Consider the following 24,771-nt stretch of genomic DNA (forward strand, 5'->3'; position numbering starts at 1 on the left):
GGAGGGAATGTTCCCGAGGCAGTCACCTATCCATGTTTCGATGGTCGATGGGATCCTGCGGATGCCGGAGAGAGACCGCAGTGTGCTTGGGGCAACTCTTGTTAAACCGCGAGAGCAACGCCCCACGCGTCGAGAGGAGCAACGCACGGCCCGCTGGGCACGCGGTTCAACGAAACAGGTTCACAGTGGTTCAGTAGACGTCGCGGTGGTAGCGGCCATCGATGCTGAGTTGTTTGATGTATGCGGCGGCATCGGCGGCGGACAAGTCGCCTGCTGATTCGGCGATGTCATGCAGCGCTTTGTCAACATCGCGGGCCATCCGAGACGCGTCGCCGCAGACATAGAATACTGCTCCCGATTCCAGCCACTGCCAAATCTCTGCGGCTTGCTCACGCATTCGGTCTTGTACATAAACCTTTCGCTCACCATCGCGGCTAAAGGCGGTATCCAAACGCGTCAGCAGACCACGCTCACGATACCCCTCGAGCTCGTCGCGATACAGGAAGTCGCACGATTCGTGCTGGTCACCGAAGAAGAGCCAATTTTTACCCGTTGATTTTGCCTCTGCACGCTCTTGCAAGAACGAGAGGAAGGGCGCGATCCCCGTACCCGGACCGACCATGATCATCGGCGTTTCACCGGTCGATGGGACGGTGAAGCCGGCGTGATTCGGTTGCACAAAGACGCGGACGGTTTCGCCGGCAGTCACCCGGTCCGATAGCATCGTGCTGGCGACACCCTTGCGAACGCGACTCTCCCGTTCGTACACAACCTTGCCCACCGTCAAATGGACTTGATCGCCCACTCGCTTCATGCTGCTGGCGATGGAGTACAGTCGCGGGTTGAGCGGATCGAGCGTCTCGATGACTTCCGTTGCGGTCACCCTCACACCCTTGGCGACTTCCAGCAGATCGAGTACGTCAAACCCGTCCGGCACGCCTTCGTCGAGCATGGATGACAGTACCGCTTTTGTAGGCGCGTCTTGGACACGCCCCGCCAGTAGTGCAATCAATTCATCGCTCGGGTCTTTCAGACAGTAGTCTTCACAGAACGCCTGCAGGAGAGATTTCGTATCGCCGGAAGGCGTGGTCACAGAGATCTGTGAATCAGCGGCAATGGAATCGATGAGTCTCGCCGCCAGATCAGGACAGTTCGTTGGCAGGACTCCCAACGCGTCGCCGACCTTGTACGTCAATCCCGAACCGGTCAGGTCGATCACCACATGTCGGGTATCCTTAGCCGATCCCTCGAGATTGAGGGGGCGTGATTCAAGCAGTTTCGCTGAAAATGGATTGTTGCGAGACCACTGGGCCGCCGAGCCGTTTCGACTCGCTGAAACGCCATTTTGAGTTGCCGTCCCATTTCGAACGGAACCTGACGATACACGGGAGCCTGTCCCCTCAGACGATCCTAGCTCCTTGCTGTCGGCGAGGATCTTCTTGATCATCTGTTTGGTTTCCTTGCCGCCAGGACTGCATAGTGTCAGATTCGTCTCCTCGCCGTTGGCGATGGCTTCGCTATAGGTTTGGCAGACATAGCCGCATGATCCACAATCGAGTTGTGCCATGGCAGCCATCAGTCTTCGTTCAGTCGGATGACCGTCCGCCAGACCAACACGCTCGACAATGGGCAATGAGGAATCCCGCCACGGGAATTCCTCCTCCGCTTCCGGTTGAGCAATTCCTGTGGACGCCCCCATCCCGAGGGCCTGCAGCGTCGCTGTCGGATTTTCTTCGCTTTGGATGCCGGTTAACCCAGCAAAGAATCCATTGAGCCAAGCACGTTGATCTTCACTGAACGGAGCCGTCGTGGGGATGAAGTCGGTCATGGTGTTGATGTGGACGCTGTGATAGGGAGACGGAATGAGCCCTGGACGCTAGCCTCGGGCATCAGTGTGTGATGTGGATGTGGATCAAGAGGCCGGCGGAGCTATGGGACTAAGGCGAGTTTGGTGAGCGATTGCAATTCGACGATGGTCTTTCGCCTGCTGAATTCCACGAATGATTCGTCGACCTGTCGCTCGGCGAGGTATCCGTCGATCAGATTAATGATCAAGGCTGGCAGGTCCTCAAAGACGACTGACGTCAACAATGGGCGGCCGATGCCTTGACGCGCGCCCCATCCACCGCCGACCATGACGTGGTATCCATCGACCATGTCGTCGCCTTGTTCGACCTGGCACGCGATCAAGCCGATGTCGCCGATGTAGTGCTGGGCACAACTATGATGGCAACCCGTCAGGTGGATGTTGATCGGCACGTCGATTTCAAACTGAGATTCGAGTGCCTTGGCCAGTGCCATCGCATTGGCTTTGGTATCCGCGCCCGCAAACTTGCAGCCCGCGCTGCCCGTGCACGCCACCAACCCAGCGCGGAACGAACTGGCCCGGTAGTCGAGTCCACTGGCAAGGATCGCAGCTTGGACTTCTTCGATATGACGCTCTCGAATGCCGGGAAGAATTAGATTCTGCCATACCGTCCAGCGAACTTCGCCGGTACCAAACTCGTCAGCAACGTCGGCAATCGCGCGGGCTTGGTCGCTGGTCATCCGGCCGACGGGTAACACGACGCCGACGTAAAACCGCCCCTTTTGCTGTTGCTCGTGAAATCCGACGTGAGCCATGCGGTCTTCATGATTGACGATCGTCACTCGTGATGCATCGACGTGTCGCAGCGGCTTGCCCAGCTCGCTCTCCACGGTGTCGATGAACTTCTCAAATCCCCAGTCGTCGAGAACGTATTTCAGACGTGCCTTTTTTCGATCCGTTCGATCGCCGTGTTTGATAAACACACGAAGGATTGCCCCTGCAACCTTGACGCACTCATCTGGCCGGAGCAAAACACCAGTGTCGCGGGCGAAATCTTGATGGCCGGTGATGCCGCCGAGTGTGAGTTGGAAATAGACACCCGCAGGCAGGTCCTCACTGCTGTCAGCCTCCTCAACGCGAACGGCTCGAAACCCGATATCATTGGTGTCTTCGAGCGATGCGATCCGACCGCCCCCGTCAAATGCAATGTTGAATTTTCGCGGCAACCCATACATCTCACGATGGTTGAGAATGTAGTGGTGCATCTTTTTGGCCAACGGGATCGTCTCGATCAGTTCATCGGGGTCGATGCCGGACAAGCAACTCGCGGTGCAGTTGCGAATATTGTCGCCCCCCGAGCCAAGACTGATCACGTCGAGTTCGCGAATTCCGTAGAGCATCGCAGCGGCTTGGTCCGCGGGAATCTCACGAAACTGTAAATTGGCCCGCGTCGTGACGTCGAGATACCCGCCCGCCGAACGGTCCGCCAAATCGGCCAAACCCGTCAGCTGCCAAGCTCGGCTCGTCCCCCCGGGGATCCTCAACCGCATCATGTACGAATCCTGAGCGGGAGCGACGTGGAACAGGCCGTGGAATTTCGTCAGGAAAACGTCATTTCCTTTCGGGAACTTGCCTTCGTTGCTGAGGTCCACGATCTCATCCCACATGTCCAAAGGATTCTTGGTTTGTTTGGCCAGCTCCTCCTTGCATAGTTTTTTGCCAGCGTTGATCGTTGCGGCCTGCGCGTCCAAGGCGATCTTTTCAGGACCGTAGGGTAATGTCTTGCCGTCGACGGTTGCCCCGCCACCGCCAATCGATAGTGATGTGCCGCCACGGGCACTGCCCGCAAGCACCGGCAATCCTTTGACGGCCCGAGCCACGTCGGTCCCGAAGGTGAGTCCGCTCAGATATTGTTTTTGGGATTCGGTAAAGGCGAGATTGTTTGACATGATGAAAAGTCGTCCTACTCGTTTTTCGCGATGATGCGTATGGCGCAATTTTTGTAGCTCGGTTGACCACTGTGCGGGTCGAAATGAGCGAGCGTGAGGCGGTTGGTCTCTTCGTAGTGCATTGGCATGAATGCTTGCCCGCGTCCCACCGTGGCGGTGACGTTGGCGGTCACGGTGACCTCACCGCGACGGGACAGCACGTCGACCTTTTCGCCGTGAACGACTCCGAGTTCGTCCGCGTCGACAGGATTGATTTCAATGTAGGGCTCAACGGGGTAGAGTGATCGCAACACGGGACTCTGACGTGTCCGCGTCTGAGTGTGCCATTGGCTGACCGAACCTCGCCCCGTCAAAAGCACGATCGGGTAGACGGGATCGGTTCGTTCTGGCATCGGCTGGACCTGATCAACAACGAACAGAGCGCGTCCGTTGGGGCGATAGAACCGTCCATCCGCAAATAGTCGGCGTTGCGGAGGCGGATGGCCGGCACTCTTTGCGTTCCCCTCGGATAGGTTGTTTGCCGCATCCTGTTGCGTCCACGGCCACTGGATCCCGCCGCAACGATCCAGTTGCCGGTACCCGTCGATCCCCGTGATGTCGCAGGGTTGATCAAGGCTGAGTCGCTGCAAAATACGAAACACGGCTTCTGGATCGGTCCACTCCACGAACTGCTCAGCGACGCCCCAGTAGTGAGCGATGGCGCGAAAAATATGGAAATCCGCCAGTGCTTGTCCGGGGGCGCGACGTACTTTCTTGATCAATCCATAGCGGCGTTCACTATTGATGAACGTTCCTTCTTTTTCGCCCCAACCCGCCGAGGGTAAAACAAGATGGGCGTGTTGAGCGGTCTCGGTCGTGTGATACATGTCTTGAACGACCAAAAATTCCAATTTGTCGAACAGCTCGCGAACGTCAGATTGATGGATCCAGCTATGGGCGGGATTGGTCGCGATCACCCACAATCCCTTGATCTCGCCGCGGCGGACGCCCTCGATGATGCGATCGTATTTCCAACTGCCCTCACTCGGAATACATGCCTCATCCATACCCAGTGTTTGAGCCACGGTTCGCCGATCGTCCTCGTCCTCAAACCGACGATGGCCCAACAGATTGGACGTGTTGCTCCAGAGCCTCGATCCCATCGCGTTGCATTGCCCCGTGATGCTATTGGCTCCCGTGCCCGGGCGGCCGATATTTCCCGTCAACAGAGCGATGTTGATAATGGCCTGTGCCGTGCGTGTGCCTTCGTAGCTTTGGTTGACACCCATCGTCCACCACAACGAAACGGCTCGGCCGGTTCCGATTGCCTCGGCCGTTCGGATGATGGATGCTGCCGGAATGCCGGCCTGTCGAGCGACGGACTCGACATCGTACGCAGCGACATGTTCACGCAGCGCGTCGAAGCCTTCGGTGAGTGCGGAAACAAAGTCGTGATCGACATAGTCTCTCTCGATCAACACGTTCGTGATCGCGTACAACAGCGCCAGATCGCTCTTGGGGCGAATTTGGAGGTGCTCCGTCGCCGCCGTCGCTGTCTCGGTTCGCCGTGGATCGATCACGATGATCTTAGGATCGTTGGGGTTGCGCAGCACCCGTTCCCACATGATCGGGTGAGCGATGCACGGATTCGCGCCGATAAAGACGAGGCAATCTCCCTGCTCGAAATCGTCGTAGGTGTAGGGCGGCGCGTCGAAGCCAAATGACTCCTTGTACGCCGTCACGGCCGTCGCCATGCACTGACGAGTATTTCCATCGCCGTGCCGAATGCCCATTCCAAATCGGGTGAGCGCCCCGAGAAAGGCCATCTCTTCGCACGGAATTTGTCCGGTCGAGAGGAACGCGACGGAGTCGGCTCCGTGCCGCTCCTGCACACCCCGAACCTCAGTGACGAACGTACGCAGTGCCTCGTCCCATTCAACGGGATGCATCTTTCCATCGTCGCCGCGTAACAGCGGGGTGGTCGCACGCTCGGATGAATCGAGCACTCGCAGTGCCTCCCATCCTTTGGGACATGCCATGCCGAGATTGACCGGGTAGTTGGTCTCAGGGGTCAACCCGACCGCCTCACCATCACGCAGGTGCAAGCGTAGCCCACAACCGGTCGAACAATACCCGCACGTCGCCGTTGTCGTGACGTCAGCGGCCATGGACTCATGGGTCATCCCCAAGCCGTGTTCGCCTGGGTGCAAAACCAGTTCCCGCGTCATCTGCCCTTGCCGACGCTGCAGCAACTGCGGCAGTTCGAATCGGAATCGCTTGGATGTCCCGTTGGCCCCGTCCAGGAACAGATTCGACACGATATTCATGCTCATTTCAACGTTCCCGGCATGCGGTAGTAAACGATACTCATGAAATACAGCAACCGTTCGGCCGACTCCGCGACGAGCAATGTCAGCGACCCTATGAAAGCAATCGACACGCCCGCGGAAACTTCGCCCACGCCAATCAGGCAAACAGCGATCATGCAAGCGACCAGGCCTCCCCATCCCGCACCGAGCCGAACCTGCCGCCAATGCACCAGACGCGATGTCACCAGATTCTGGCTGCGGATGTCTAGGCGATTGACCGTCGATAGCTCCACGCTCGCACCAAGATGAAAACTCAATTCCCAGAACAGTTTGGTTGCACCGGAGAGGACCACCGTGATCAGCAATAGGGTCACGACTGCGTTCGGACCACCGGCCCAGCCGATGGTGGTGGCGGTGAACGATGTGCCGACGATTAATCCCGTGGATAAAAACCGTGGTAACGTGCGCGAAAAACGCCACAGTTCGCGGCGTGTCGCGATGTAGATCATGGCGCTGCTGTAGACACCCGCTAAACCGAGCACCACGGCCGATACAATCGCGACGGAAGTCGCCCAGGTGGGGATCACGACCCCGTCGGGGACCCTGTCAGTCAACGCGGCAGGAATCCAAGGCTTCCAAACCGGTAACCACAACAACACCGTCGCGATCGTTAACACGCCAGCAAATTTGCCTAACAACACAGCCTCGCGGCTCAACCAGGACGTCCGGAGACCTAAGAACACACGCCATGCTCGCAGCGGCTGCCCCAGATGCAGCGGCGCCAGACTCATGCCGACCATCGTGATCACCAACGCGACGCTGGCCGTTAAGCGGGTGGCGGCCAGCGGCATCGCTCCGCCGGCGAAAGAAAGGGCTAGTGAGGCGATTTGCTCCACGAGAATCATGCCGACGGCAACTTGGGTCGCAACCAGCATGATCGCAAGCGGCCAGTGACTCTCTGCCACTTCGTCGATCGCTGAATCCTGGGGTGTGGCCAGCCTCACGCTGTGACTGCGTTGCCCGATATAGCGTGTCGTCGGACGTGTCAACGATGAACTCGGCGCCTCAGGCATTAGACGCTGGTCGCCATCACCGACCGCCACGGTTTGATCGATAATGCGAATCGCAATCGCCTCGTTCGGGCACGATTGCACACATGCAGGAGCTTCGCCAACTTTCAATCGTTGATGACACATATCGCACTTCCGTACGATACCCAGCCGTTTGCTGTACTTCGGAACTTCATAGGGGCACATCATCGTGCAATATTTGCAACCGATGCACTGGTCGTCCAAATGCGTGACGATCCCAGTGACATCATCTTTGACGTACGCCTTCACCGGGCAACCATTCAGACAACCGGGGTCCTCGCAGTGATGGCATGCGGTCGTCACATGCTGAATTCCAACGTCCGGTGCGACTGTTGCCGCGATAGCAACGGGTGACCGATCTGTTGCGGCCGTGGTAATCGCCTCGGCAGATGGTGACTCGGGGACGCCAATGACCAGCGTGCCGACCTTCCGCCAGCTCTCGTTATCCTCGAGCCCGTTCATGGTATGACAGGCGACCACACAGGCCTTGCAGCCACTGCAAGTGTCCAGGTTCACCTCAAAGGCGAGTTGTTGGCCGGGCTGAGGCGGCGTCGCTGGCATCAACCGGCGATAATAGATTGACTGAGACGGTTCGTTTGCCTCGCTCGAGCAAGAGCTACCCAAATCGCCCGCTGAATGCGCCTCCGAAAATTGCTCGACGGCGCTGAGCGATTGTTGCTGCTCCAAAAGCATCCCCACGAGATCAAACTCGTTGTCGGCAAACGACAGCCTCGACCTTTCGTTTGAAGACGGTGCGTGGGGAAGCGTGGTCGGCATGCAGATATGCTCAAAGACTGAGCAATTGAGAGTGAATTGGAAGAGGGTCCATCGGAGGGATGCATCCGCCGGGCCAATTCACTTGGAGCACTCTAGTCGCTGCACGCGTGGGCAGGGTTGTCACTTTATCGATGGATTGCGGCGTCTAAATGCTCGCAGTGCGGTCTCGCCCCCGAAGACTCCGCGACGCTCTCTATCGCCGGTTGCGTATCCGACTAGCAATCCAATGCCCGTCGTATAGGCACCCAAAGTGCTGCGGCGAACGGTCGCGGACTTCGCTCGACCGAGCCCGGTGACCGGGCGTTGGGATCGAAGATGTTTAACGCGGCCCAGTCGCAGGGGGGGCGCGGCGCTTAGGGTCGCGCCGCGGTTGGTCGCGCCGCGGGGGGCTGGTTTGGGCCGGATTTTGCCGAGCTCCAAGCAGGTCTCTCCGCATGTTCGCTCGGTTCTTGAGCTACCCGTCCGAGTGGAAGCCGCCTTCTAGAGATACATCGCCTGGAAGCCATCGCCCTGCTCGATCTGGTGCTGCATCGCGGCGATACGCTCCTTCGTCTTCGTCAGATCGCCGGCTTGGACATAGCGATTGAACTCCACCGCAACGGCGTGCTTGACCGATTCAGCGAGAAACTCGACAGCCGTTTCGTTGAGCCACGGGCAGGTTTCTTTGCTGAGCCGGATGGTGAGATCAACGCCTCGCGTCTTCAGGTCATTTTCACCCGTCAGCGCCACCCCCTCGACATCAAACTCCACCAGACCACTGTTGGGGTCATTGGTCAGATGGAATCGGCATACGGCGCGGTGGAGGTAATACGAATTGTGCATGCCGTGTTTGGTGACGGCGGCCTTCACTCGGAGCACGAAAGCCTCGTAGGCCGGGGAGGCATCCAGCGGCACATCCAGGCGTCCGACACTACGCAGCGGCAAACAGTCAAATTCAAATTCCACCCACTGACCGAGCATTTTACTCTCCGTACTTTCGATTCGTGACATCTTTCACACCTTCGGCAGTCCGCCCCGTCGCGATTGCTGCCTATTTACTGTTGTGACCGATTTCCCCGCAAAAAGCGAGGTCAGGTGACGTTTGTGAAAAATCCGGCATGTTTGAGGCTGCCGACCGTACGCAGCGGCACCGCCAAAACGCTCAAGATTTTTCTTGACCGAGCCCCCGGCAGCGCTTCAGATTGAGGGCAGACGAAGAAGATTTCGTTAGGAATTCGCGGCATCGGCCGAGGTACCTCTTTTCTATCAGTTCGATTTTGGAGACACGTTATGACCAAGACCATCGGCACCGGCTCCCTCCCCGCCATGGACCCCTCTTCGATGCCCGGCATGACAGCGCGTGAAATGATGGTCCGTAACTTGATCACACTTGATCCGGAAATGGACGCGCTCGAAGCACTCGATATTTTGCTGCGCAACCATATTTCGGGCGCTCCTGTGGTGGATGACGACGGCGTTTTCATGGGCGTCTTTTCGGAAAAATCCTGTATGCAGTTCGTTGTTTCCTTGGCTTACGATGGCCTGCCCAGTACGGATGTGCAGTCGCTCATCGACGCCGACCCGCCCACGATCGGCGAAGAGACCGATTTGCTGACGATCGCACAGGCATTCCTTACCCAGTCCTGCCGTCGACTCCCCGTGCTCGATCAAGATGGGAAACTGCGCGGGCAGGTTTCTCGGCGCGATGTGATGAGATCCGTCCGCAGTCACCTGAAAGCACCCCAGAAAACAGCCGCCGCGTCAGGGCTCTTCTTCAGTGCCATTCTTTCGAATTCAGAACGGCGTTTCTGACGCGAGCGAATTTTTGGGCTCATCCGACAGACGGGGCGCGACCGTGCAGGGGAAGGTTTTTAAGTACCCGAAATCGTCCGGCGCACCCTGCCGTCGGAGGGGCCGTTTTTTCGCGATCGAGCTTGTTTGTCACGATCTGCTTGTGAGCGGGGGAACTTGATCAGCTCTCCGGCTGCCACGCGATCCGACTTTGCAACCCTGCATCGCGAGCGGCCAGCGGATTTTGTCCCTCTGCCTGGGCCGCCCCCGTACCACACAGGTGATCGGCGATCTTTCTTGGGTGATCGTGGCAGTTTTCTAAAAACACCTGGTACCGGCTGCTTTGGGTACCGCCAATGGCCGTGCCTGCGACGTAGATGCCGTCATGTCTTGTCTGCATCGTTTCGGCATCGTAGAGCGGCGCTCCCGAGGTCGCCTCCGAGACAATCCCAAGTCGCTCAAACAGAGATTGGTTCTGGCGATAACCAATCAGCGTCAATACATCGTCGGCGTCAATCTGGGTGAGGGCGATCGTGCCGTCTGCATTGTGGGAGCGTATCGTCACGGTTTGGGGCGTAATTTCCGCGACGCGGGCGCCGAAGTAGGACCGGATGCTGCCGCTGCGAATCAGCCCTTCCATTTCCGGACGCAACCAATACTTAATGCCGTCGCTGGGTAGTTGTTCCCGGTGGTAGCACAGGCTCACCTTGGCGCCGCCGCGATGTAGGCGAATCGCCGCTTCGACGGCGCTGTTGCGGCCGCCGACGATGAAGACCTTGCGGCCGTGGTAGCGATGGACCTCTCGCAGGTAGCCGTCCACGTGTGGCAATTCTTCGCCTGGCACACCGAGCCGATTTGGAAAATCGGTACCGCCGACCGCCAATACCACGGCGTGGGTATCGACAAAGAAATCGGCTGCAGGGGCAGCTTTTCCGTTGGACTGGCCCGACTTTAACTCGTCCGACGAACTTGATTCGCCCGACGTGTGGCGAAACCCGACTCGCCAACGACCGCTCAAATCGTTCGTTGGGTCGGCTGTCGGCGTGATCGAGACCACGCGTTGGAATGTGCTCACGGGCACAGCGAATTGATCGACCACACTGCGAAGATAATTCAAATATTCTTCGCGGCTTGCTTTGGATTGATCGACCGTGTTGAGCGGCACGCCCGCAATGGCAATGCGGTCATTACTGCTGAACCATCGCGTTCCGGGGGCCCACCACGAAATGGTATGACCGAGCGGCCCAGCATCGAATACTTTCGCGTCGATGCCGCGTCGCCGCAATTCAATCGCCGTCTCGATCCCACTGGGACCGGCGCCGACGATGACCGTTGGCAATACGTTGCTCACTCAAAAACCAAGGGTTGAAGAAACCGAAAGCTAGCGAACACTTACTTAGGCGCGATCATGCAGATCATGCGTCGTCCGTGCTGCTGCGGTTTGGTTTCAACCTTGCCGTGTTCGCTGAGGATCTCGATGACCTGTTCCATGACTTTGCGGCCTTCCTCAATGTGGGCCATTTCGCGACCGCGAAACAGCACACTCACTTGGACCTTGTCCTTGTGCTCGAGAAACTTCTCCGCTTGCCGGATTTTAGTGCGAATATCCTCGTCGCCGGTCTTCGGACGCAGCCGGATTTCTTTGGTCTTCGTGTGTGAAGCTCCACTATTTTTTTTCTTGTTCTTGTCGTACTTAAATTTGCCGTAATCCATGATTCGGCAAACCGGAGGCCGCTCGCCAGGAGCGACTTCGACAAGATCGAGTCCTGCGTCACGGGCACGTTCGAGTGCCTGCTCGGTCGGAATGATGCCGAGCTGTTCGCCCGTCTCACTCACTACGCGGATCGGGGTAATGCGAATTTGCTGGTTGATTCGCGTCGCATCGCGAGTTTCCGGTAGGACGTTTCGTCGTGCCAATGCCACTAAAGCAATCTTCTCCGGCCGGGGGCGTTCCGGCACAATAGGTAAGAACTGAGTAAAAATTCACTTGCGGTTCAGTCCGTATCGTGAATTCTGACTCCAAAAGGTTAGTTTGAAATCGGGAGATCAACCCAATCTACGCAAAGTATCCGGCCCAAAGAGGGTAGACGTCAACACCGAATCGGTAGATTTTAACGGTTTTTGCTTTCATAGGGACCACTTGACGAATCCGTCACCCCAACCCAAACTACGCACACGTCACCCAAACAGCTTTGCTGGATTCAATTTCCCGAGCTGCCGATGATGTACCACAAGCTCTTTCCCAAGAGCACACAACCTAAAAATCGGACGATTAGCTCAGTTGGTTAGAGCGCCACGTTGACATCGTGGAGGTCGGAGATTCGAGTTCTCTATCGTCCACTCCCGAAAACCCCGCGAAACCTAGTGTTTTGCGGGGTTTTTTCGTGTCCGAATCGCCCGCGTTGCCAGTCCCCCAATCGTCAGGAATGGACTGATTTTGACACGTTTGGCCTGGGTTTGGTGCAAGCGTTCGCGGGGTGGTTTGGGCGTCTGTTTCCCCGGTTCGCTCGACATCGACATCGGTACCGATTTCAGGTTTCGAGCGGAACATCGGCAGCGACTCAATCGCTTCGGCTGGACAAGCGACTGAGGGACACAGCCCTCGACTGAGGGACACAGCACTTTTCACTCGCAATTGCTTAGCTGCGATGAAGTACGGGCTGTGCAGAAGATGCTACACCTGGGGCAGCAGCGAGTTTTCGTTGATGTCTTCGTTGTTAAAATGCTGTGTCCCTCGGCGACTCGTCCCTCGGCGACTCGTCCCTCGGCGACTCGCCACCGCGTCTGGAAGCGCCGACTCGGATCGTTTTGAAGGGGACGGGCTGGTGGGGCATTGCTCTGGAACCGCAAAGCGGTGGCATGCGATAGCCCCGGACGTCAGTCCGGGGGCACAAACGCCCCGCCATTTGAAATCGCGAAGCGATGGCAGGCGTTTTTCGATGATATTCTCGCAAATCGTTCGGTTTGTGAGCGACCTGCCGTCCCTTCAGGACTACGCGATCATCGTTTGTAACCGGTTCCCCGGACTCGCGTCCGGGGCTATCGCCTGCCGTGACTTCGTCACTGCGCTTCCATGGCAAATATCCCTCTGTGGAGATCCTCCCTCTTTGGAGCCCCGTCTGGAAGCACCGACTCGGGTCGTTTTGAAGGGGACGGGCTGGTGAGGCATTGCTCTGGAACCGCAAAGCGGTGGCATGCGCTAGCCCCGGACGTCAGTCCGGGGGCACAAACGCCCCGCCATTTGAAATCGCGAAGCGATGGCAGGCGTTTTTCGATGATATTCCCGCAAATCGTTCGGTTTGTGAGCGACCTGCCGTCCCTTCAGGACTACACGATCATCGTTTGCAACCGGTTCCCCGGACTCGCGTCCGGGGCTATCGCCTGCCGTGACTTCGTCACTACGCTTCCATGGCAAATATCCCTCTGTGGAGATCCTCCCTCTTTGGAGCCCCGTCTGGAAGCACCGACTCGGGTCGTTTTGAAGGGGACGGGCTGGTGAGGCATTGCTCTGGAACCGCAAAGCGGTGGCATGCGCTAGCCCCGGACGTCAGTCCGGGGGCACAAACGCCCCGCCATTTGAAATCGCGAAGCGATGGCAGGCGTTTTTCGATGATATTCCCGCAAATCGTTTGGTTTGTGAACCACCTGCCGTCCTTTCAGGACTACGCGATCATCGTTTGTAACCGGTTCCCCGGACTCGCGTCCAGGGCTATCGCCTGCCGTGACTTCGTCACTGCGCTTCCATGGCAGGTGTCCCTCTGTGGGTGTGATGCGCGTCCCTCATTCTGCCGCCCCTCGTTCTGTCTCTAGCGTCTTACTCGAATGTATTCAAGTGGGTTGGTTGCAAGTACCCCGAGTGAGGGGGATCGTGCTACAAATGGGCAGCGTTTGTTCATTGGGTGAGTTAATTCTATTCGGTAGGAGATTAAGATGCGTTGTACTCTATTTTTATGTTCGTTCGTGGCAATCGCCGTCGCGGGAGGGATCGACCGCGCCGACGGTGGGGCGTTTACAGCGATTCGGATTGGTGATGCCGACGGTTTCGGCTATGGCGCTGCCGCGGGCTATGAGGGAGCCGACGGAGCGGCGGCAAATCACGATGGGGGCATTCTCAGTACCGGTGATCTCCTACCCGATCTCAACAATGATAGAGTGTTGGCCACCAGTAGGGGCGACGACTTTGATAATCGCAGCGCCTCTGAAATCGCTAATGCTTACGTAACGGGTTCCGGTTTCAAAAATTCCTTATCGACGGGATCAAAATATACCGACATCTCATTGTCAACGAGCTATGACAATTCCAGTGATAGCAACCACGTTTACAACGCGGACGATGAAAACTACGGTTCTGGCGGACTATTCCCCTCGGCGCCATCGACGACGCTATCGAATCAACCAGGCTTTGTATTCGACTACGTCGTTGAGTCGGCGGACATCATTAATGGGACGGATGTGTTTTTGAATTTGGTCTTTGGCGACTATGACGTGATGCCTGCGGAGGTGAACGTTAAGTTCGCTGACGACACGACGCAAACCATTGCGCTCCAAACGCAACGTGGGAACAAGGATGGACTGATCCAGTCTGCGTTCGCGACGTTAGATTTCAATGAGGTTTATGCTTTTACAGCGGGAGAGTACCGTGGGTATCTGGAAGTTGATTTTTCAGCAAACAAGGAACCCTATACCGCGTTTGATTACGTCGAACTGAGCGTGGACCAAATTGCGCTGAACCCTGTTCCTGAACCAGCAACGCTTACCGTTTGGTCCCTTTTGAGTGGGTTGGGCTTGGTGGTTTCGCGTCGATCACGCCGAAAGAAGTCGAACGCCGTGTGCAAATAGGCTCGCCGCCTTGGTGACGTCGTTAAGTGAGTTTTAGCGGTAGGACGAGACAACGGTCCCGTTCTACCGCCTCCTTCCTGGGTTCTTCTCGGAATTGAGTGGCTGGGGTGCCCGATGTTGGATTTTTCAGGCGTTGGGAGCCGAAAAATGTGACGGGGGTAATATTTCGAGTTCAACGTTGACTTCCCGCAGTGCTCGAGTTCGTTCTTGCGGGCGCATAAAATGGAATTCGATTCCACGATGAATGGCAAAATTGCTGGAGGCGGGTGAACAATCTTTGAAAATTCACCGCGTTGCATCGGTCTGGGCAATCGGCTGCATGCCACTGATATTCCGAGAAGAACCGACCGTTTCGGTAAGAGCATGGGTGTCTGATTCGCGGCCACGACCTCTTGCCCGCGGTCGACGTCACCAGCACGTAGGGCCGGTTCTACCGGCCGTCCGCTGGGGCATCCCGCCGAAGAACGATCTCGCATCTGGGACGTCCGTCCAATGAGTTGGGAAACCAACGCATGTGGCCGGTGGAACCGGCCCTACGTGTGGGTTGATCCTGGGGCGGAGAATGGTCGTGCAGCTGGGAGGAATGGCCGGGTCGATGAGTTGGAAAACCAACGCATGTGGCCGGTGGAACCGGCCCTACGTGTGGGTTGATCCTGGGGCGGAGAACGGTCGTGCAGCTGGGAGGAATGGCCGGATCGATGAGTTGGGCAACCAACGCATGTGGCCGGTGGAACCGGCCCTACGAGCTTGGACCACGCGTGGGGTTGGCTTTCGTTTTCGATTTGGGTTACCGGAGGTGCGCGGGGGTGCAGCGACTTCCGGTAATTGTCTGAGAACCGCTTCGTGGTGGGAGCGGCTTGGGTGAGCGGTTTGGGTGAGCGGTTTGGGTGAGCGGTTTGGGTGAGCGGTTTGGGGCGCGAGAGAGCGATGAGGGGGGAGAGCTTGATGTCGAGGTGTGTGCTCCTGATGAGGTGATCATCGGGCACATGATTTCCCGGGCATGCCGTCGCTGCTGCCTCCTGGGAGATGAAACGGTTTCCGGGGGGGAAGCTTTGATTGCCGCAAGGTCTTGGGCGAAGTCTGCACACGGCAGTTCGCGGCCTGTTTCGGGGACGACCGGCTGGCGTTCTCGATTCGTTCGAATCATTTTTATTTGATTCTGAGGTCCCGCCCAGATGTGGTGGCCAGGCGGAACGATCAAGAGGTGACGCGGCGGTGGTTGGTGCTCTGTCCCCACCGCCGCAGTCCCTGAAAAGAGATGCTCTGTCCCTCAGCTTTTGTCATGAAAAGAGATGCTCTGTCCCTCAGCTTTTGTCACTCCGTTCTTCGTGTCCCTCCGTTTTTCCGGCCGGCAGCCGCAGCATTCGATCTGGTGCGTGAGACGCAGGTCTTCCATCCTAAGATCAATCGCTGCATCGCTTGGCACCGCAAGATCGCGAATACGGCAAGCTCGCCGCCCCGCCCGATTTTCTTGCCGTTGTCGGCTCCATCGGTCGGGTTAAACCATGTCCTTCAAGGCCTTGAGTGGCAGCACTTTGACCACGTTTCGGGCAGGCTTGGCCTGGAAAACCGTTTCCTCTTTGGTGAATGGGTTGATTCCCTTGCGGGCTTTTGTCGCCGGTTTGCGAATCACTTTGACTTTCATCAAGCTAGGCAGATTGAAAACGCCCGGGCCTCGTTTGCCGAGGTTTTTTCCCATCAATGCGGAGAGCTCATCGAACACGCTGACGATTTCTTTCTTGGTCAGGCCCGTGTTCTCCGCCAAAGCCGTGACGATCTCAGCCTTGGTCATTGCCTTCGCAGGCACTGCCGTTTTTTTCTTTGCCATTGTCTTTTCTCTATATGTGGTACTTCCAATAAAGGCAGAAAACTAGATCTCCGGCTGTTGAATGTCAAGTGACGAGCGTCAAGTGGGCTACCGTCCGCAAGGGTTGTCGTAGCATCAACAGGGTGATTGGCCGCTTCATTTCTCACCCGTGGGCGGATCGTAATCATCGCGGATCGGAGTGTGAATGTCGGGGAATCGCTGCCGACGGCTGAGTGAGACGATATAATCGCAGCACAGCAACTCAACCATTGATTCAGGGCCACCGAAGCATGCTTACCCGTCCATTCACCACCATGCAGTTCTATGTGTCCGTCCTGCTCAGTGGGTTGTTCGTTTTCCCCGTTTGGTCGAACGACACCGAGTTGCACCGGGAGCGTCACCGCGACGCGATCGAAAGAGCGAACGCAGCGGTCGCTGGCCAGCCTGCGCCTTCGGCGCGTTCTCTGGTGGGGCTAGGCGACGCGTTGTTGCGCGGTGGCCGCTGCGACGAAGCGGTAAAGAGCTTCGAACGAGCGATCGAGCAAAGTCCTGAGTCTGAGCCATACTTATGGCAATACGGCATCGCCTTATTTTTTGTCGGTCGATACGACGACGCTCGCTCGTTGTTTGAAAAACATCGAGTCGTCAATCCGCACGACGTCGAAAACGCCGCGTGGCACTTCCTGTGCGTCGCCAAAGCCGGTGATATTACGAAGGCTCGTAACATACTCTTACCGGCTCCGGGCGATTCCCGTGTCCCGATGGAAGCGGTTTTGCAGCGCCTGCCAGGTGGTGATTTTAAGGCGATCGGTGCAGCTGTTGAGAAGACTCGCGGCACGCCTTCGCACGTGTCGGCCGAATTCTATGGGAACCTCTACATCGGGCTGATCGCCGATGCGGAAGGGGATTCCGACGTCGCACGCGAGCATCTTCAAAAAGCGTCTGAGGCCGAACTGACACATTACATGGCGGACGTCGCTCGTGTTTATGCTCGCCAAGCGGAATGATCTCGCCGTTGAGCACATTTCATGAAGTTCGAAATTGCTATTTTGCTGTCAGTCATCCCTGCCGACTTTGCCACCGAATTGTTCGAATACCGTTTTCACATGATCGATTAGCACGTTGACGAGTACCGGATCCTCGGCCGACAGCGGCACGCTTGCGTCAATCTCTCCCTTGCGAGCGGCCAGTACGATAGCTGCCAGGACGTGTTCAACATCAACGGGTAGATCAGTGGATTCTTCAAATTGGATAGCCAAGTCAAATATCAGATCCGATACGGAGGGATCGACGGTCGCTTGGCCAGTCGGCGTGACGGAAATACCTGGCACGATTTGATAGCCGTTACGGTTGGGCACGGGCATCTCACTGAGTTGATTGAAAGGCGGCGAGTTGCGGCAGGTGATCGCTCAAGGCAAAGGACTCCTTGTCGTCGATGTTCAGCCGAAAGTCTCCCTCAAACAAGGGCCTCGATTCAACAACCTGTTCAGCGATAGGGCCAGCGGCCATGACGTAGTCAATCCGTGACTTGGGAATGTCAGATTTAAATGTGAGTCCGTCGCTCTTTCCGACTTTGGCAAATGTGTCTACCCAACCTGCGTCGATCCAAAGTTTGTATTCTTCCGTGTCGGGACCGTGGTTTAGATCGCCCATCAAAAGCATCGATCGACGGGCATCGAGATCCGGTTTCATCGATGCGATCATCGCTCGAATCTCTTTCAGTCGGATCGTGGGTTCGGCGATTGGGTAGAGGTGGGCCGAATGCACGATCAGCTCCTCGCCGTTGGGCAACTTGATCGTGGCTCGTCCCCAATGCCGCGTGAATAACTCTTTGGGCCGCTCGCCATGGACCGGTGCGTTCTGGGATTCAGTGATTTCGAACTTGCTCAGCAGTGTGCCCGGCCAATGGCCGCCGCTGGGGAATCGAACGTGGTTCATCCCCAGGATTTCGGCGACTTCTTGGGTGAGCTGCTCTTTGGGGGATTCTGAGAAGTTGATGATGTCAGGCTTATGGAGGGCGAGTTCCATCGCCAGTCGCTTCGCCATTTGGCCTTGCGCGATGGCCTGTTGAGTGCGTGCTCGTTGATGCGGCCAACCGTTGAGCCCGAAGATATTGTAGGCGATGACGCGCAGGGACGGCAGTTGCAAATCATTGGCAAACAACGGGGTGTTGGCCAGAGCAAGGCTGGCTCCGAGCGTTGAACAGAACTGACGGCGTGAAATAGTCATGGTTGTCTCTTGGGGTAAATGTCTGGATTGTAGCCGGTCATAAGTCCGACCTGCTTGGCGAGTTGCTCAAGATGCACGCGGGGCGAACGTGGTGTTCCAGTCGTGATCTGTTGGCGGTGAGCGGGCTGGCCAACCTCGCAACACCGCCTCGATTTCGATTTCGCATCGCGTGAAGAAAAACGGACCCACCGTATCGATGATGCTCATCACCGGTTCAAAGGTGCTCAGGTTTCGTTGGCTTGAATGACGCAATCTTGCGGCAGGCGTTTGGGGGCGCGGATTTCGACAACCTTATGTCGGTTCAGTTCGCCAGAAACGATCGAGACCGAACTTTTAGAAACGCCAAACGCCTTACTCAAAAACTTTTGGAGATGTGCATTGGCTTTGCCGTCTACCGGTGGCGAAGTTAACGAAACCTTGAGTTCCTGATTGACAATCCCAGCAAACTTATTCGCAGAAGCATTGGGCTGCAACTTGCATTTCAATCGCAGAATATCGCCGTTCCAGGAAAAGTGTGTCATTTTTAAAAACCAAGAATACGAGGTCCGGTATGTCGGGCAAACGCCAGCGAGACAGGGAAGCGTGTCGAATCAATACGAGCGAGCGTCTCTCAGGCGGCGGATTCCACTCTCTGGCGAGCGTCGCTGCGCCCGTTGACCGAGGGTGTCCCCGTGCCGAGCACGCACGTAAGCAGCACTCGGTTCGGTTTGTCTCGGCAGCGCCAGTCTAGCACTGACCATCACATCCCACAAATAAGCCGTTGGACGAGCGGTTAGTGAACGCATTTTTTCAAGCAAGCGATGATCGCCTCGATGACACGTTTCGTTTCCGTGGGATCACGCACACAGATGGAGTCCGCCCCAGCCTGCTTGGCCGGATAGTCATTGCCTCCGGGGAAAATTGCATCGCCCACAAAAATCATGTCGCTGATCGCGATGCCCAGCGTGTCGCGTAGTTTTCGGATGCCATATCCTTTGTCGATGCCATGCTTGGTGACGTCGATGGAGGTCGCCCCGCCCAAGTTGACGGCAAACTCGGGGAGCAGATTGACCAGCAGTGTTTTGATCTTCTGTCGTTTTTTGAAGTCTGGATCCCATTTCTTCTTGGCGTCGATCGGTGCTTGTTGGCCTAAGGCGGAAAAGGTGATCTGGCTGCCACGGTCTTCGATTTGTTCCCCCCAGCACTTCTCGGCAGAGAACCCTGATGATGCGATCGACAGTTCCAGGGACTTGACGATCTTGGCTTTCTCAGCGGCTGTGAAATTCTCGGCGTAGAGCCGCGTCCAGTCGCCTCGGTTTGGATCAGACGAGCTTGGGTCTCGCGTATACCGGTAAAACTGGGTTCCGCAGGTTGGCAACAGCAGTAGCTGATACCGTTGAGCGTGTCGCGGCAGTTGGGCGAGGACTTGCGTTTGGAACTGCGGCCAGCCGCCTCCGGAGATCACGGCGACCTTTGCCACCTCCAGCAGCTCGCCCAGCAATATCGCCATCTCGGAGTCGAGCGATGCTTTACTCTCGGCGAGCGTACCATCCAAATCGAATACGATCAGTTTTTTCATGGTTTGATTTTTTTCCGAAAACGAACTTGCTAGCGGCGAGGCAACCACATGCGGGCGAAATCTGCAGTGACCGAGCGGCTACAGGCAACCGCATGCATGCGGTCAGGTCGGGCTTTGGGGGAGCAGTTAGCGTGAATTCCAAGACTCTGTTTCCGCAATCAACTGATGGGATACCAGGAGGATGCGTGCAATCCCTCCGGTGCACGCATTCATCCAACGGGCCCGCGTTCATCCAGCGGGCCAGAAACGGGGCGTGTGCATCCTCGTTTGCTGGCCGAGTTGTCCTGGGAAGAACGTAAGCTCGAGGCTTATCGCCCGTAGTAGTACCCACTGCTACCGCCGGAGGATCCGCCGCTGCTGCCGTAGCCGCGATAGCCGCGGGCGATGGAGCCACGACTGCCGCCGGACGATCCGCCAGAGCTTCCCCACGTCGACGTGCGCGCCGCACGCCGATGGGCGAGTCTCGCTCGCAAGCTCGAAACTCCTCCGCTACTTCCTCCGCCCCACGAGCCACCACTACTCCCGTAGCTCGCGACGTACCCGCCGCTACTACCTCCACTACTTCCGTAGCTTGCCACATACCCGCCGCTGCTACCTCCACTACTTCCACCGCTGCTGCCGTAGCCGGCTTCAGCGTTCTCGGTGGTGCACGCCAGGCAAATTGCAATGGCAAATGTGAGTGCTGTCTTCATCATCATCAATTTCCTTATCCATGAATATTCGACGGAACCAAAGTGTTCCACTCCTGTTGAGTGCACGCAGATTCTGCGCCAAACATGGAGGATCGTTCACGAATCGCTAAGCGACAGCGAGACAATAAGGATCATCCGATCATAAACCAGGTCGAATCAAAAGTAGCTACCGTCGCCAGGCGGTGGAATCCACATTCTGACGAACATCCCTTCTCGGGATATTCCTTCGCGATCGCTTCGACGCGTGCTGCGGCGTGATGAGATTTTGATTTTGATAGTAAATCTCAGGCGTGAGCGCCCGTGAATCCAGGCGGATCGCTCGCGGGAAAACTCTCGTCGCTGGCCTCGTCGACCCGTTGGTCATACACCTCGTGTCTTGAGGCATCTTGCCACTGCACGGCGAGTCGCGACGCGTCGGCCGTCTTCGCGAGTAATTCGTTGTAGCGCTTCGGTGGCTCTTGATTCTCAAAATCGGTGGCCTGAGATTGAAAGCTTGCCCTTTCCGTTTCGTCGATTGCGAGCGAACTCGCACACCGATGGACACGTTCGCACAACTGTTGCCACTCGAGTTGGATAAAAGGATCGTTCATGGGAAAGCCTCCAAGGGTGAAGTAAGATCGTTCCTTAAGAATGCAAAACCTGAGCCAGTCGATAAAGGATCTTGGGCGGGGCGCAGCACAACTACAAGTGCTCGACGAATCGCACGATATCAGGGTTTTCGATGACGTGGGCCCGTTCGTCTTCCGACAGCGGTTCGTCGTGGGCGATTTGATGCTCCAAGACTTGGATGTCGGCGTCCGAAGCGTCTTCGCCCTCGTTTGCGCGATCGGCAACGCGTTGCCGCAGCGTTTGCGCGTCACTGTGGCAATCCAGGATGGCAAACGAGACACCTTGTTGTTCGGCAAGGTCACGAAAAACGCGTCGGTCGGCGTGCTTTAGAAACGTCGCGTCAACGATCACGCTGTACCCGGCAGCCAACACGCCGCGTGCCAAATCGTGAAGTCGGTGATAGGTTCGATCGTTGGATTCTTCGCTATAAAGTCTTGCGGCCAATACCGCCGAGGGCCGCTCTTGCGGCGGCAAGCCGAACATTCGTTTGCGTTCGATGTCGCTACGCAGTCGAATCGCGTCATGGCGTTGGATGACGTTGTTGCTGAGCGTCGTCTTGCCGCTGCCGCTGACGCCGTGCGTGATCCATAGCTGCGGAACCTCGCGAAGGGTGAACCGATACGCGAGTTCAATATGTTTTGCCTTGTCGGCTTGGTCGCCTCGTATCGACGCGGCCAGCCCACGGACCAGGGATCGGTAGACCAAAAAGAGTCGCAGCAGATGCAGCGAGTCGTAGTCGCCGGTGCGTTCGAGGTAGGCGTTGGTGAATCGGCGAGACAGATCGAGATGGCCACGAGCGGCAAAGTCCATTGCCAGGAATGCCGCGTCGCTGAGCATGTCGATCCAACGCAGGTGCTCGTTGAACTCAATCCCGTCAAAGGGCACCAATTGGCCTTTCCAATGCACCACATTGGCCAAGTGGAGATCGCCGTGGCATTCGCGGACAAAGCCCGCTGCCACACGATCGTCGATGCTGGCGAAGGACTGCTGAAAGAAGTCATCCAGCCAGCCGTCTACAACGCCCAGCGTTGCGGACGCTTCGTGACCCTCGTTCGATGTCAGCGTTCGAATGATCTGGCCTGTGTTTTCTCGCAGGAACTCTGGCCAGCCCGTCGCAATCCTTGTTTTGTCGACATTGGCTTGGGCGTGGATGGCGGCCACCGTGGCGGCGAGTTGATCGACCTCGGAGCTCGTCAGCTTTCCCGATTCGATTCGTTGGCTCAGTAGCGAGTCGTCGGGGAATCGCCGCATTTTGACGGCATACTCAATCGTTTCGCCGTTGCCTTGAATTTCGATCCCGTCTTTCGAGCGGGTCACCGGAACGACGCCAAGGTACAGGTCGTCCGCGTACCGCTGGTCCAAACGAACCTCCTCGTGACAGAAATGTTTCCGAAGTTCGAGCGTGCTGTAGTCGAGGAAGTCGGTCTTGATCGTCTGCTTGATTTTGTAAGCAAACTCTCCCGCTAAGAAGACAATTGAAATGTGAGTTTGGTGGACTTCAACTGGACCACTCACGACGTGCGGATAGGCAGCGGGACGTCGCAGGTCAGCGATCAGTCTTTCGTTGGTCATCATCATGGGGTCTCAGTGTGGGGCCGTCGACGCCGGCTTGGCTAGTCCATTGGCGATGCGCGTGATCCTCGCGATTGGACGGTTCCTTGGTTGAGGATCAAGCTGCTGCCATTCATTCGCTCCACGTTCTCAGCCACTGGCCAAGTGCTCGTCGCTTTGGCTGGGTGAAGCCAGTCGAATCAATTCTACACCGTCGAGGCGGAGCACGGCGGTTTCGAGGTACACACCGACGTGACCGCATTGAAAATGCTGGTCGGCTAGTGACAGGACAACGCGGCCATTGACGCTCAGCTCGATGTAACTGCCGAACGCAATCAGTTTGATCTCGGCCTGTCCGCGTGTATCGCTGTGCCAAAAACCAGATTGCAGGGACTCAAACTGCATCATCTGATCCCCGGTGGCTTGCGAATTGGTCCCCCAGGCACGCAGTTGGGCGACGCCCTTGTGCAGGTCGAGTGAGAGGTAGTAGCCGTCGCGTGTTACCGGATCGATGCGAAAGACGAGGCCGCACTTGCCGAGACCCTGCAGGTTTAGCTTTGCCTGCATGCGGAAATGCTCCAGCTCGCCGTCGAAGACGAACGCTTGAAAGCCGCTCTTGCAGGCCAGTTCGAGGTGGTCCTGGTCCACATGGCAGACCTGTTCGCTCGGGCCGACGTCCTCGATCAGCGGCGCGGCGCAGTGGACGTCGATGGGTTCACGGACGTAGTCATCGATTCCCTCGAAGGTGACCGCGCGCAGCAACCCGGACTCGTTTTGAACAAGCCGTTTCGGAGGCGGCATGAGGTTGTCTTGGGTTCGGTCGTCACGGTGCATGGAATAAAAATTCCACAGCAGCCAGCCCTGCTCATCCCGACAGACGCGGCCTGCGTAGTTGCCTTGGGCGAGCAATACGTTGTCGTGATAACTCTGCCAGTGCTCCCGCAGTGCATCGGCGTGCCAGTATCGGATCTTCGCATCCTCTCGAATGCTGCCGATCAGGTAGTGGTCATCCCCCACCCGGATTAGATTGGGCACTTCGATGTCGTCGTACATCCGCGGGTGGTGCAGCGGTTTTTGGGCGACAAAATGATTCGGTGACACCTCTTTCATCAGGGCCACGCAACCCCGACGCACCACCGGGCCATGATTGACGCGGGCGGCTGCTAAGAGCCAACCGTCTGTGCCGTCGTGAAAGAAAAACGGATCCCGAAAGCTGATCCAGTGCCGGCCCTCTTCCAGCGTCGCTTCGTAGAACTTCGGATCAGGCTCCAGCGGAAAGCAGCTCTCGCGGTCGAAGGCTGCGTCGGCGCGGGGTTCCGGTCTCTGCCTGCTGGTCTCCAGGGCTTGCTTGACGCGTTTGGGGTCTCGTGGTCCGCGGTGGTCTTCCCAGTGTACGGGCGCCTTCTCCCAGTGAAACAGATCATCGCTCAGCGCCAGACCGAGACGCTGGTAGTCGCCTTGATCGCGGCGGGACAGTCCCGTGTAAAACATCCGCCACCGGCCCTTGTGGTGCGGGTCGGCCGACACGTGCATCGTCCACAGCATCAGGTCGTCCCAACTGCCCGGCTCGCCGATGAACAAGGCGTTGTTCACCCGCCGCCAATTCAGTGCGTCCGTGCTGACGGCGTGCGCAATGAAATCGTGATTGGGCAGCACGAGGTGAAACAGGTGGTACAGACCATCGTGGTACAAGACGTCGACGTCACCGATGGTTTTTCGACTGCCGGTGATCTCGGAAAACATGAGTGTAACCGTTCACGGCCTTCGGCCCTGAACGCATCGAGATTTCAGGATTTCTGCAGTG

20 protein-coding genes and 1 tRNA gene are annotated in these 24,771 nt (G+C 57.2%); 5 read left to right on the forward strand and 16 right to left on the reverse strand.

Translation table 11 applies throughout. The annotated features are described in order from the left end of the window. Positions 1-190: 190 nt before the first annotated feature. The 5 genes from SH410x_RS06615 to SH410x_RS06635 all read right to left on the reverse strand — a co-directional run bounded on the left by SH410x_RS06615 (position 191) and on the right by SH410x_RS06635 (position 8,902). Positions 191-1,828, reverse strand: a complete 1,638-nt coding sequence (locus SH410x_RS06615; protein WP_473675714.1) for a sulfite reductase subunit alpha — start codon at positions 1,826-1,828, stop codon at positions 191-193. A gap of 101 nt (positions 1,829-1,929) precedes the next feature. After that, entirely contained in the window at positions 1,930-3,756 is a 1,827-nt protein-coding gene (locus SH410x_RS06620) for a NirA family protein (protein WP_473675715.1), read from the reverse strand. A 14-nt stretch (positions 3,757-3,770) separates the two neighbouring features. Further along, positions 3,771-6,053 carry a molybdopterin oxidoreductase family protein gene (locus tag SH410x_RS06625; RefSeq protein ID WP_473677258.1) on the reverse strand — a complete coding sequence of 761 codons (2,283 nt, stop codon included), beginning with the start codon at positions 6,051-6,053 and terminating at the stop codon, positions 3,771-3,773. A gap of 11 nt (positions 6,054-6,064) precedes the next feature. After that, complete coding sequence (locus SH410x_RS06630) at positions 6,065-7,912, reverse strand: DmsC/YnfH family molybdoenzyme membrane anchor subunit (protein ID WP_473675716.1); 1,848 nt, start codon at positions 7,910-7,912, stop codon at positions 6,065-6,067. Positions 7,913-8,392: 480 nt separating this feature from the next. Next, positions 8,393-8,902, reverse strand: coding sequence for a hypothetical protein (locus SH410x_RS06635; RefSeq protein WP_473675718.1), 510 nt, complete (start codon positions 8,900-8,902; stop codon positions 8,393-8,395). 279 nt (positions 8,903-9,181) lie between these two features. On the opposite strand from SH410x_RS06635, the gene SH410x_RS06640 reads away from it, so the two are divergent. After that, entirely contained in the window at positions 9,182-9,703 is a 522-nt protein-coding gene (locus tag SH410x_RS06640; RefSeq protein ID WP_473675719.1) for a CBS domain-containing protein, read from the forward strand. A gap of 160 nt (positions 9,704-9,863) precedes the next feature. Here SH410x_RS06640 and SH410x_RS06645 read toward each other — a convergent pair whose 3' ends face one another. Together SH410x_RS06645 and infC are read right to left on the reverse strand one after the other, a co-directional pair. Next, on the reverse strand, positions 9,864-11,033 hold the full coding sequence (locus SH410x_RS06645; protein ID WP_473675720.1) for an NAD(P)-binding domain-containing protein: 1,170 nt from the start codon (positions 11,031-11,033) through the stop codon (positions 9,864-9,866). A gap of 41 nt (positions 11,034-11,074) precedes the next feature. Then, positions 11,075-11,605 carry a translation initiation factor IF-3 gene (gene infC, locus SH410x_RS06650; RefSeq protein WP_146404857.1) on the reverse strand — a complete coding sequence of 177 codons (531 nt, stop codon included), beginning with the start codon at positions 11,603-11,605 and terminating at the stop codon, positions 11,075-11,077. 343 nt (positions 11,606-11,948) lie between these two features. Here infC and SH410x_RS06655 point away from each other — a divergent pair. From SH410x_RS06655 to SH410x_RS06665, 3 genes are all read left to right on the forward strand, one after another. After that, positions 11,949-12,022 (forward strand) — tRNA-Val (locus SH410x_RS06655). Positions 12,023-12,119: 97 nt separating this feature from the next. After that, the gene (locus SH410x_RS06660; protein WP_473675721.1) at positions 12,120-12,272 is read left to right on the forward strand and encodes a hypothetical protein; all 153 of its coding nucleotides are present in this window, start codon (positions 12,120-12,122) and stop codon (positions 12,270-12,272) included. Positions 12,273-13,612: 1,340 nt separating this feature from the next. Then, a complete protein-coding gene (locus SH410x_RS06665; protein ID WP_473675722.1) occupies positions 13,613-14,521 on the forward strand; it encodes a PEP-CTERM sorting domain-containing protein in 909 nt (302 codons plus the stop codon). A gap of 1,498 nt (positions 14,522-16,019) precedes the next feature. Here SH410x_RS06665 and SH410x_RS06670 read toward each other — a convergent pair. After that, a complete protein-coding gene (locus SH410x_RS06670; protein ID WP_473675723.1) occupies positions 16,020-16,349 on the reverse strand; it encodes an HU family DNA-binding protein in 330 nt (109 codons plus the stop codon). A gap of 269 nt (positions 16,350-16,618) precedes the next feature. Here SH410x_RS06670 and SH410x_RS06675 point away from each other — a divergent pair, with 269 nt between their 5' ends. Then, positions 16,619-17,335, forward strand: a complete 717-nt coding sequence (locus SH410x_RS06675; protein WP_473675724.1) for a tetratricopeptide repeat protein — start codon at positions 16,619-16,621, stop codon at positions 17,333-17,335. 48 nt (positions 17,336-17,383) lie between these two features. Here the strand turns inward: SH410x_RS06675 and SH410x_RS06680 are convergent, their stop codons facing one another. From SH410x_RS06680 to SH410x_RS06715, 8 genes are all read right to left on the reverse strand, one after another. Beyond that, positions 17,384-17,686 (reverse strand): hypothetical protein, encoded by a 303-nt coding sequence (locus SH410x_RS06680; RefSeq protein WP_473675725.1) that lies wholly within the window; start codon positions 17,684-17,686, stop codon positions 17,384-17,386. A 7-nt stretch (positions 17,687-17,693) separates the two neighbouring features. Further along, positions 17,694-18,557, reverse strand: a complete 864-nt coding sequence (locus tag SH410x_RS06685; RefSeq protein ID WP_473675726.1) for an endonuclease/exonuclease/phosphatase family protein — start codon at positions 18,555-18,557, stop codon at positions 17,694-17,696. Between the two features lie 224 nt (positions 18,558-18,781). Continuing rightward, the gene (locus SH410x_RS06690; RefSeq protein ID WP_473675727.1) at positions 18,782-19,078 is read right to left on the reverse strand and encodes a DUF167 family protein; all 297 of its coding nucleotides are present in this window, start codon (positions 19,076-19,078) and stop codon (positions 18,782-18,784) included. Positions 19,079-19,329: 251 nt separating this feature from the next. Next, positions 19,330-20,115, reverse strand: coding sequence for an HAD-IIB family hydrolase (locus tag SH410x_RS06695; protein ID WP_473675728.1), 786 nt, complete (start codon positions 20,113-20,115; stop codon positions 19,330-19,332). Positions 20,116-20,423: 308 nt separating this feature from the next. After that, positions 20,424-20,807: a hypothetical protein gene (locus SH410x_RS06700; protein ID WP_473675729.1), complete on the reverse strand. Its 384-nt coding sequence runs from the start codon at positions 20,805-20,807 to the stop codon at positions 20,424-20,426. 284 nt (positions 20,808-21,091) lie between these two features. Next, positions 21,092-21,397: a hypothetical protein gene (locus SH410x_RS06705; protein WP_473675730.1), complete on the reverse strand. Its 306-nt coding sequence runs from the start codon at positions 21,395-21,397 to the stop codon at positions 21,092-21,094. A 91-nt stretch (positions 21,398-21,488) separates the two neighbouring features. Beyond that, positions 21,489-22,991 (reverse strand): bifunctional aminoglycoside phosphotransferase/ATP-binding protein, encoded by a 1,503-nt coding sequence (locus SH410x_RS06710; protein WP_473675731.1) that lies wholly within the window; start codon positions 22,989-22,991, stop codon positions 21,489-21,491. A 126-nt stretch (positions 22,992-23,117) separates the two neighbouring features. Next, positions 23,118-24,710 carry a glycoside hydrolase family protein gene (locus SH410x_RS06715; RefSeq protein ID WP_473675732.1) on the reverse strand — a complete coding sequence of 531 codons (1,593 nt, stop codon included), beginning with the start codon at positions 24,708-24,710 and terminating at the stop codon, positions 23,118-23,120. Between the last annotated feature and the right edge of the window lie 61 nt (positions 24,711-24,771).

Source organism: Rhodopirellula sp. SH410 (genome assembly GCF_055811895.1).

Coding starts and splice junctions, on each gene's coding strand:
- SH410x_RS06615 (WP_473675714.1), bottom strand. CDS start 1,828: ATGACCGACTTCATCCCCACGACGGCTCCGTTCAGTGAAGATCAACGT.
- SH410x_RS06620 (WP_473675715.1), bottom strand. CDS start 3,756: ATGTCAAACAATCTCGCCTTTACCGAATCCCAAAAACAATATCTGAGC.
- SH410x_RS06630 (WP_473675716.1), bottom strand. CDS start 7,912: ATGCCGACCACGCTTCCCCACGCACCGTCTTCAAACGAAAGGTCGAGG.
- SH410x_RS06635 (WP_473675718.1), bottom strand. CDS start 8,902: ATGTCACGAATCGAAAGTACGGAGAGTAAAATGCTCGGTCAGTGGGTG.
- SH410x_RS06640 (WP_473675719.1), top strand. CDS start 9,182: ATGACCAAGACCATCGGCACCGGCTCCCTCCCCGCCATGGACCCCTCT.
- SH410x_RS06665 (WP_473675722.1), top strand. CDS start 13,613: ATGCGTTGTACTCTATTTTTATGTTCGTTCGTGGCAATCGCCGTCGCG.
- SH410x_RS06670 (WP_473675723.1), bottom strand. CDS start 16,349: ATGGCAAAGAAAAAAACGGCAGTGCCTGCGAAGGCAATGACCAAGGCT.
- SH410x_RS06675 (WP_473675724.1), top strand. CDS start 16,619: ATGCTTACCCGTCCATTCACCACCATGCAGTTCTATGTGTCCGTCCTG.
- SH410x_RS06685 (WP_473675726.1), bottom strand. CDS start 18,557: ATGACTATTTCACGCCGTCAGTTCTGTTCAACGCTCGGAGCCAGCCTT.
- SH410x_RS06690 (WP_473675727.1), bottom strand. CDS start 19,078: ATGACACACTTTTCCTGGAACGGCGATATTCTGCGATTGAAATGCAAG.
- SH410x_RS06695 (WP_473675728.1), bottom strand. CDS start 20,115: ATGAAAAAACTGATCGTATTCGATTTGGATGGTACGCTCGCCGAGAGT.
- SH410x_RS06700 (WP_473675729.1), bottom strand. CDS start 20,807: ATGAAGACAGCACTCACATTTGCCATTGCAATTTGCCTGGCGTGCACC.
- SH410x_RS06705 (WP_473675730.1), bottom strand. CDS start 21,397: ATGAACGATCCTTTTATCCAACTCGAGTGGCAACAGTTGTGCGAACGT.
- SH410x_RS06710 (WP_473675731.1), bottom strand. CDS start 22,991: ATGATGACCAACGAAAGACTGATCGCTGACCTGCGACGTCCCGCTGCC.
- SH410x_RS06715 (WP_473675732.1), bottom strand. CDS start 24,710: ATGTTTTCCGAGATCACCGGCAGTCGAAAAACCATCGGTGACGTCGAC.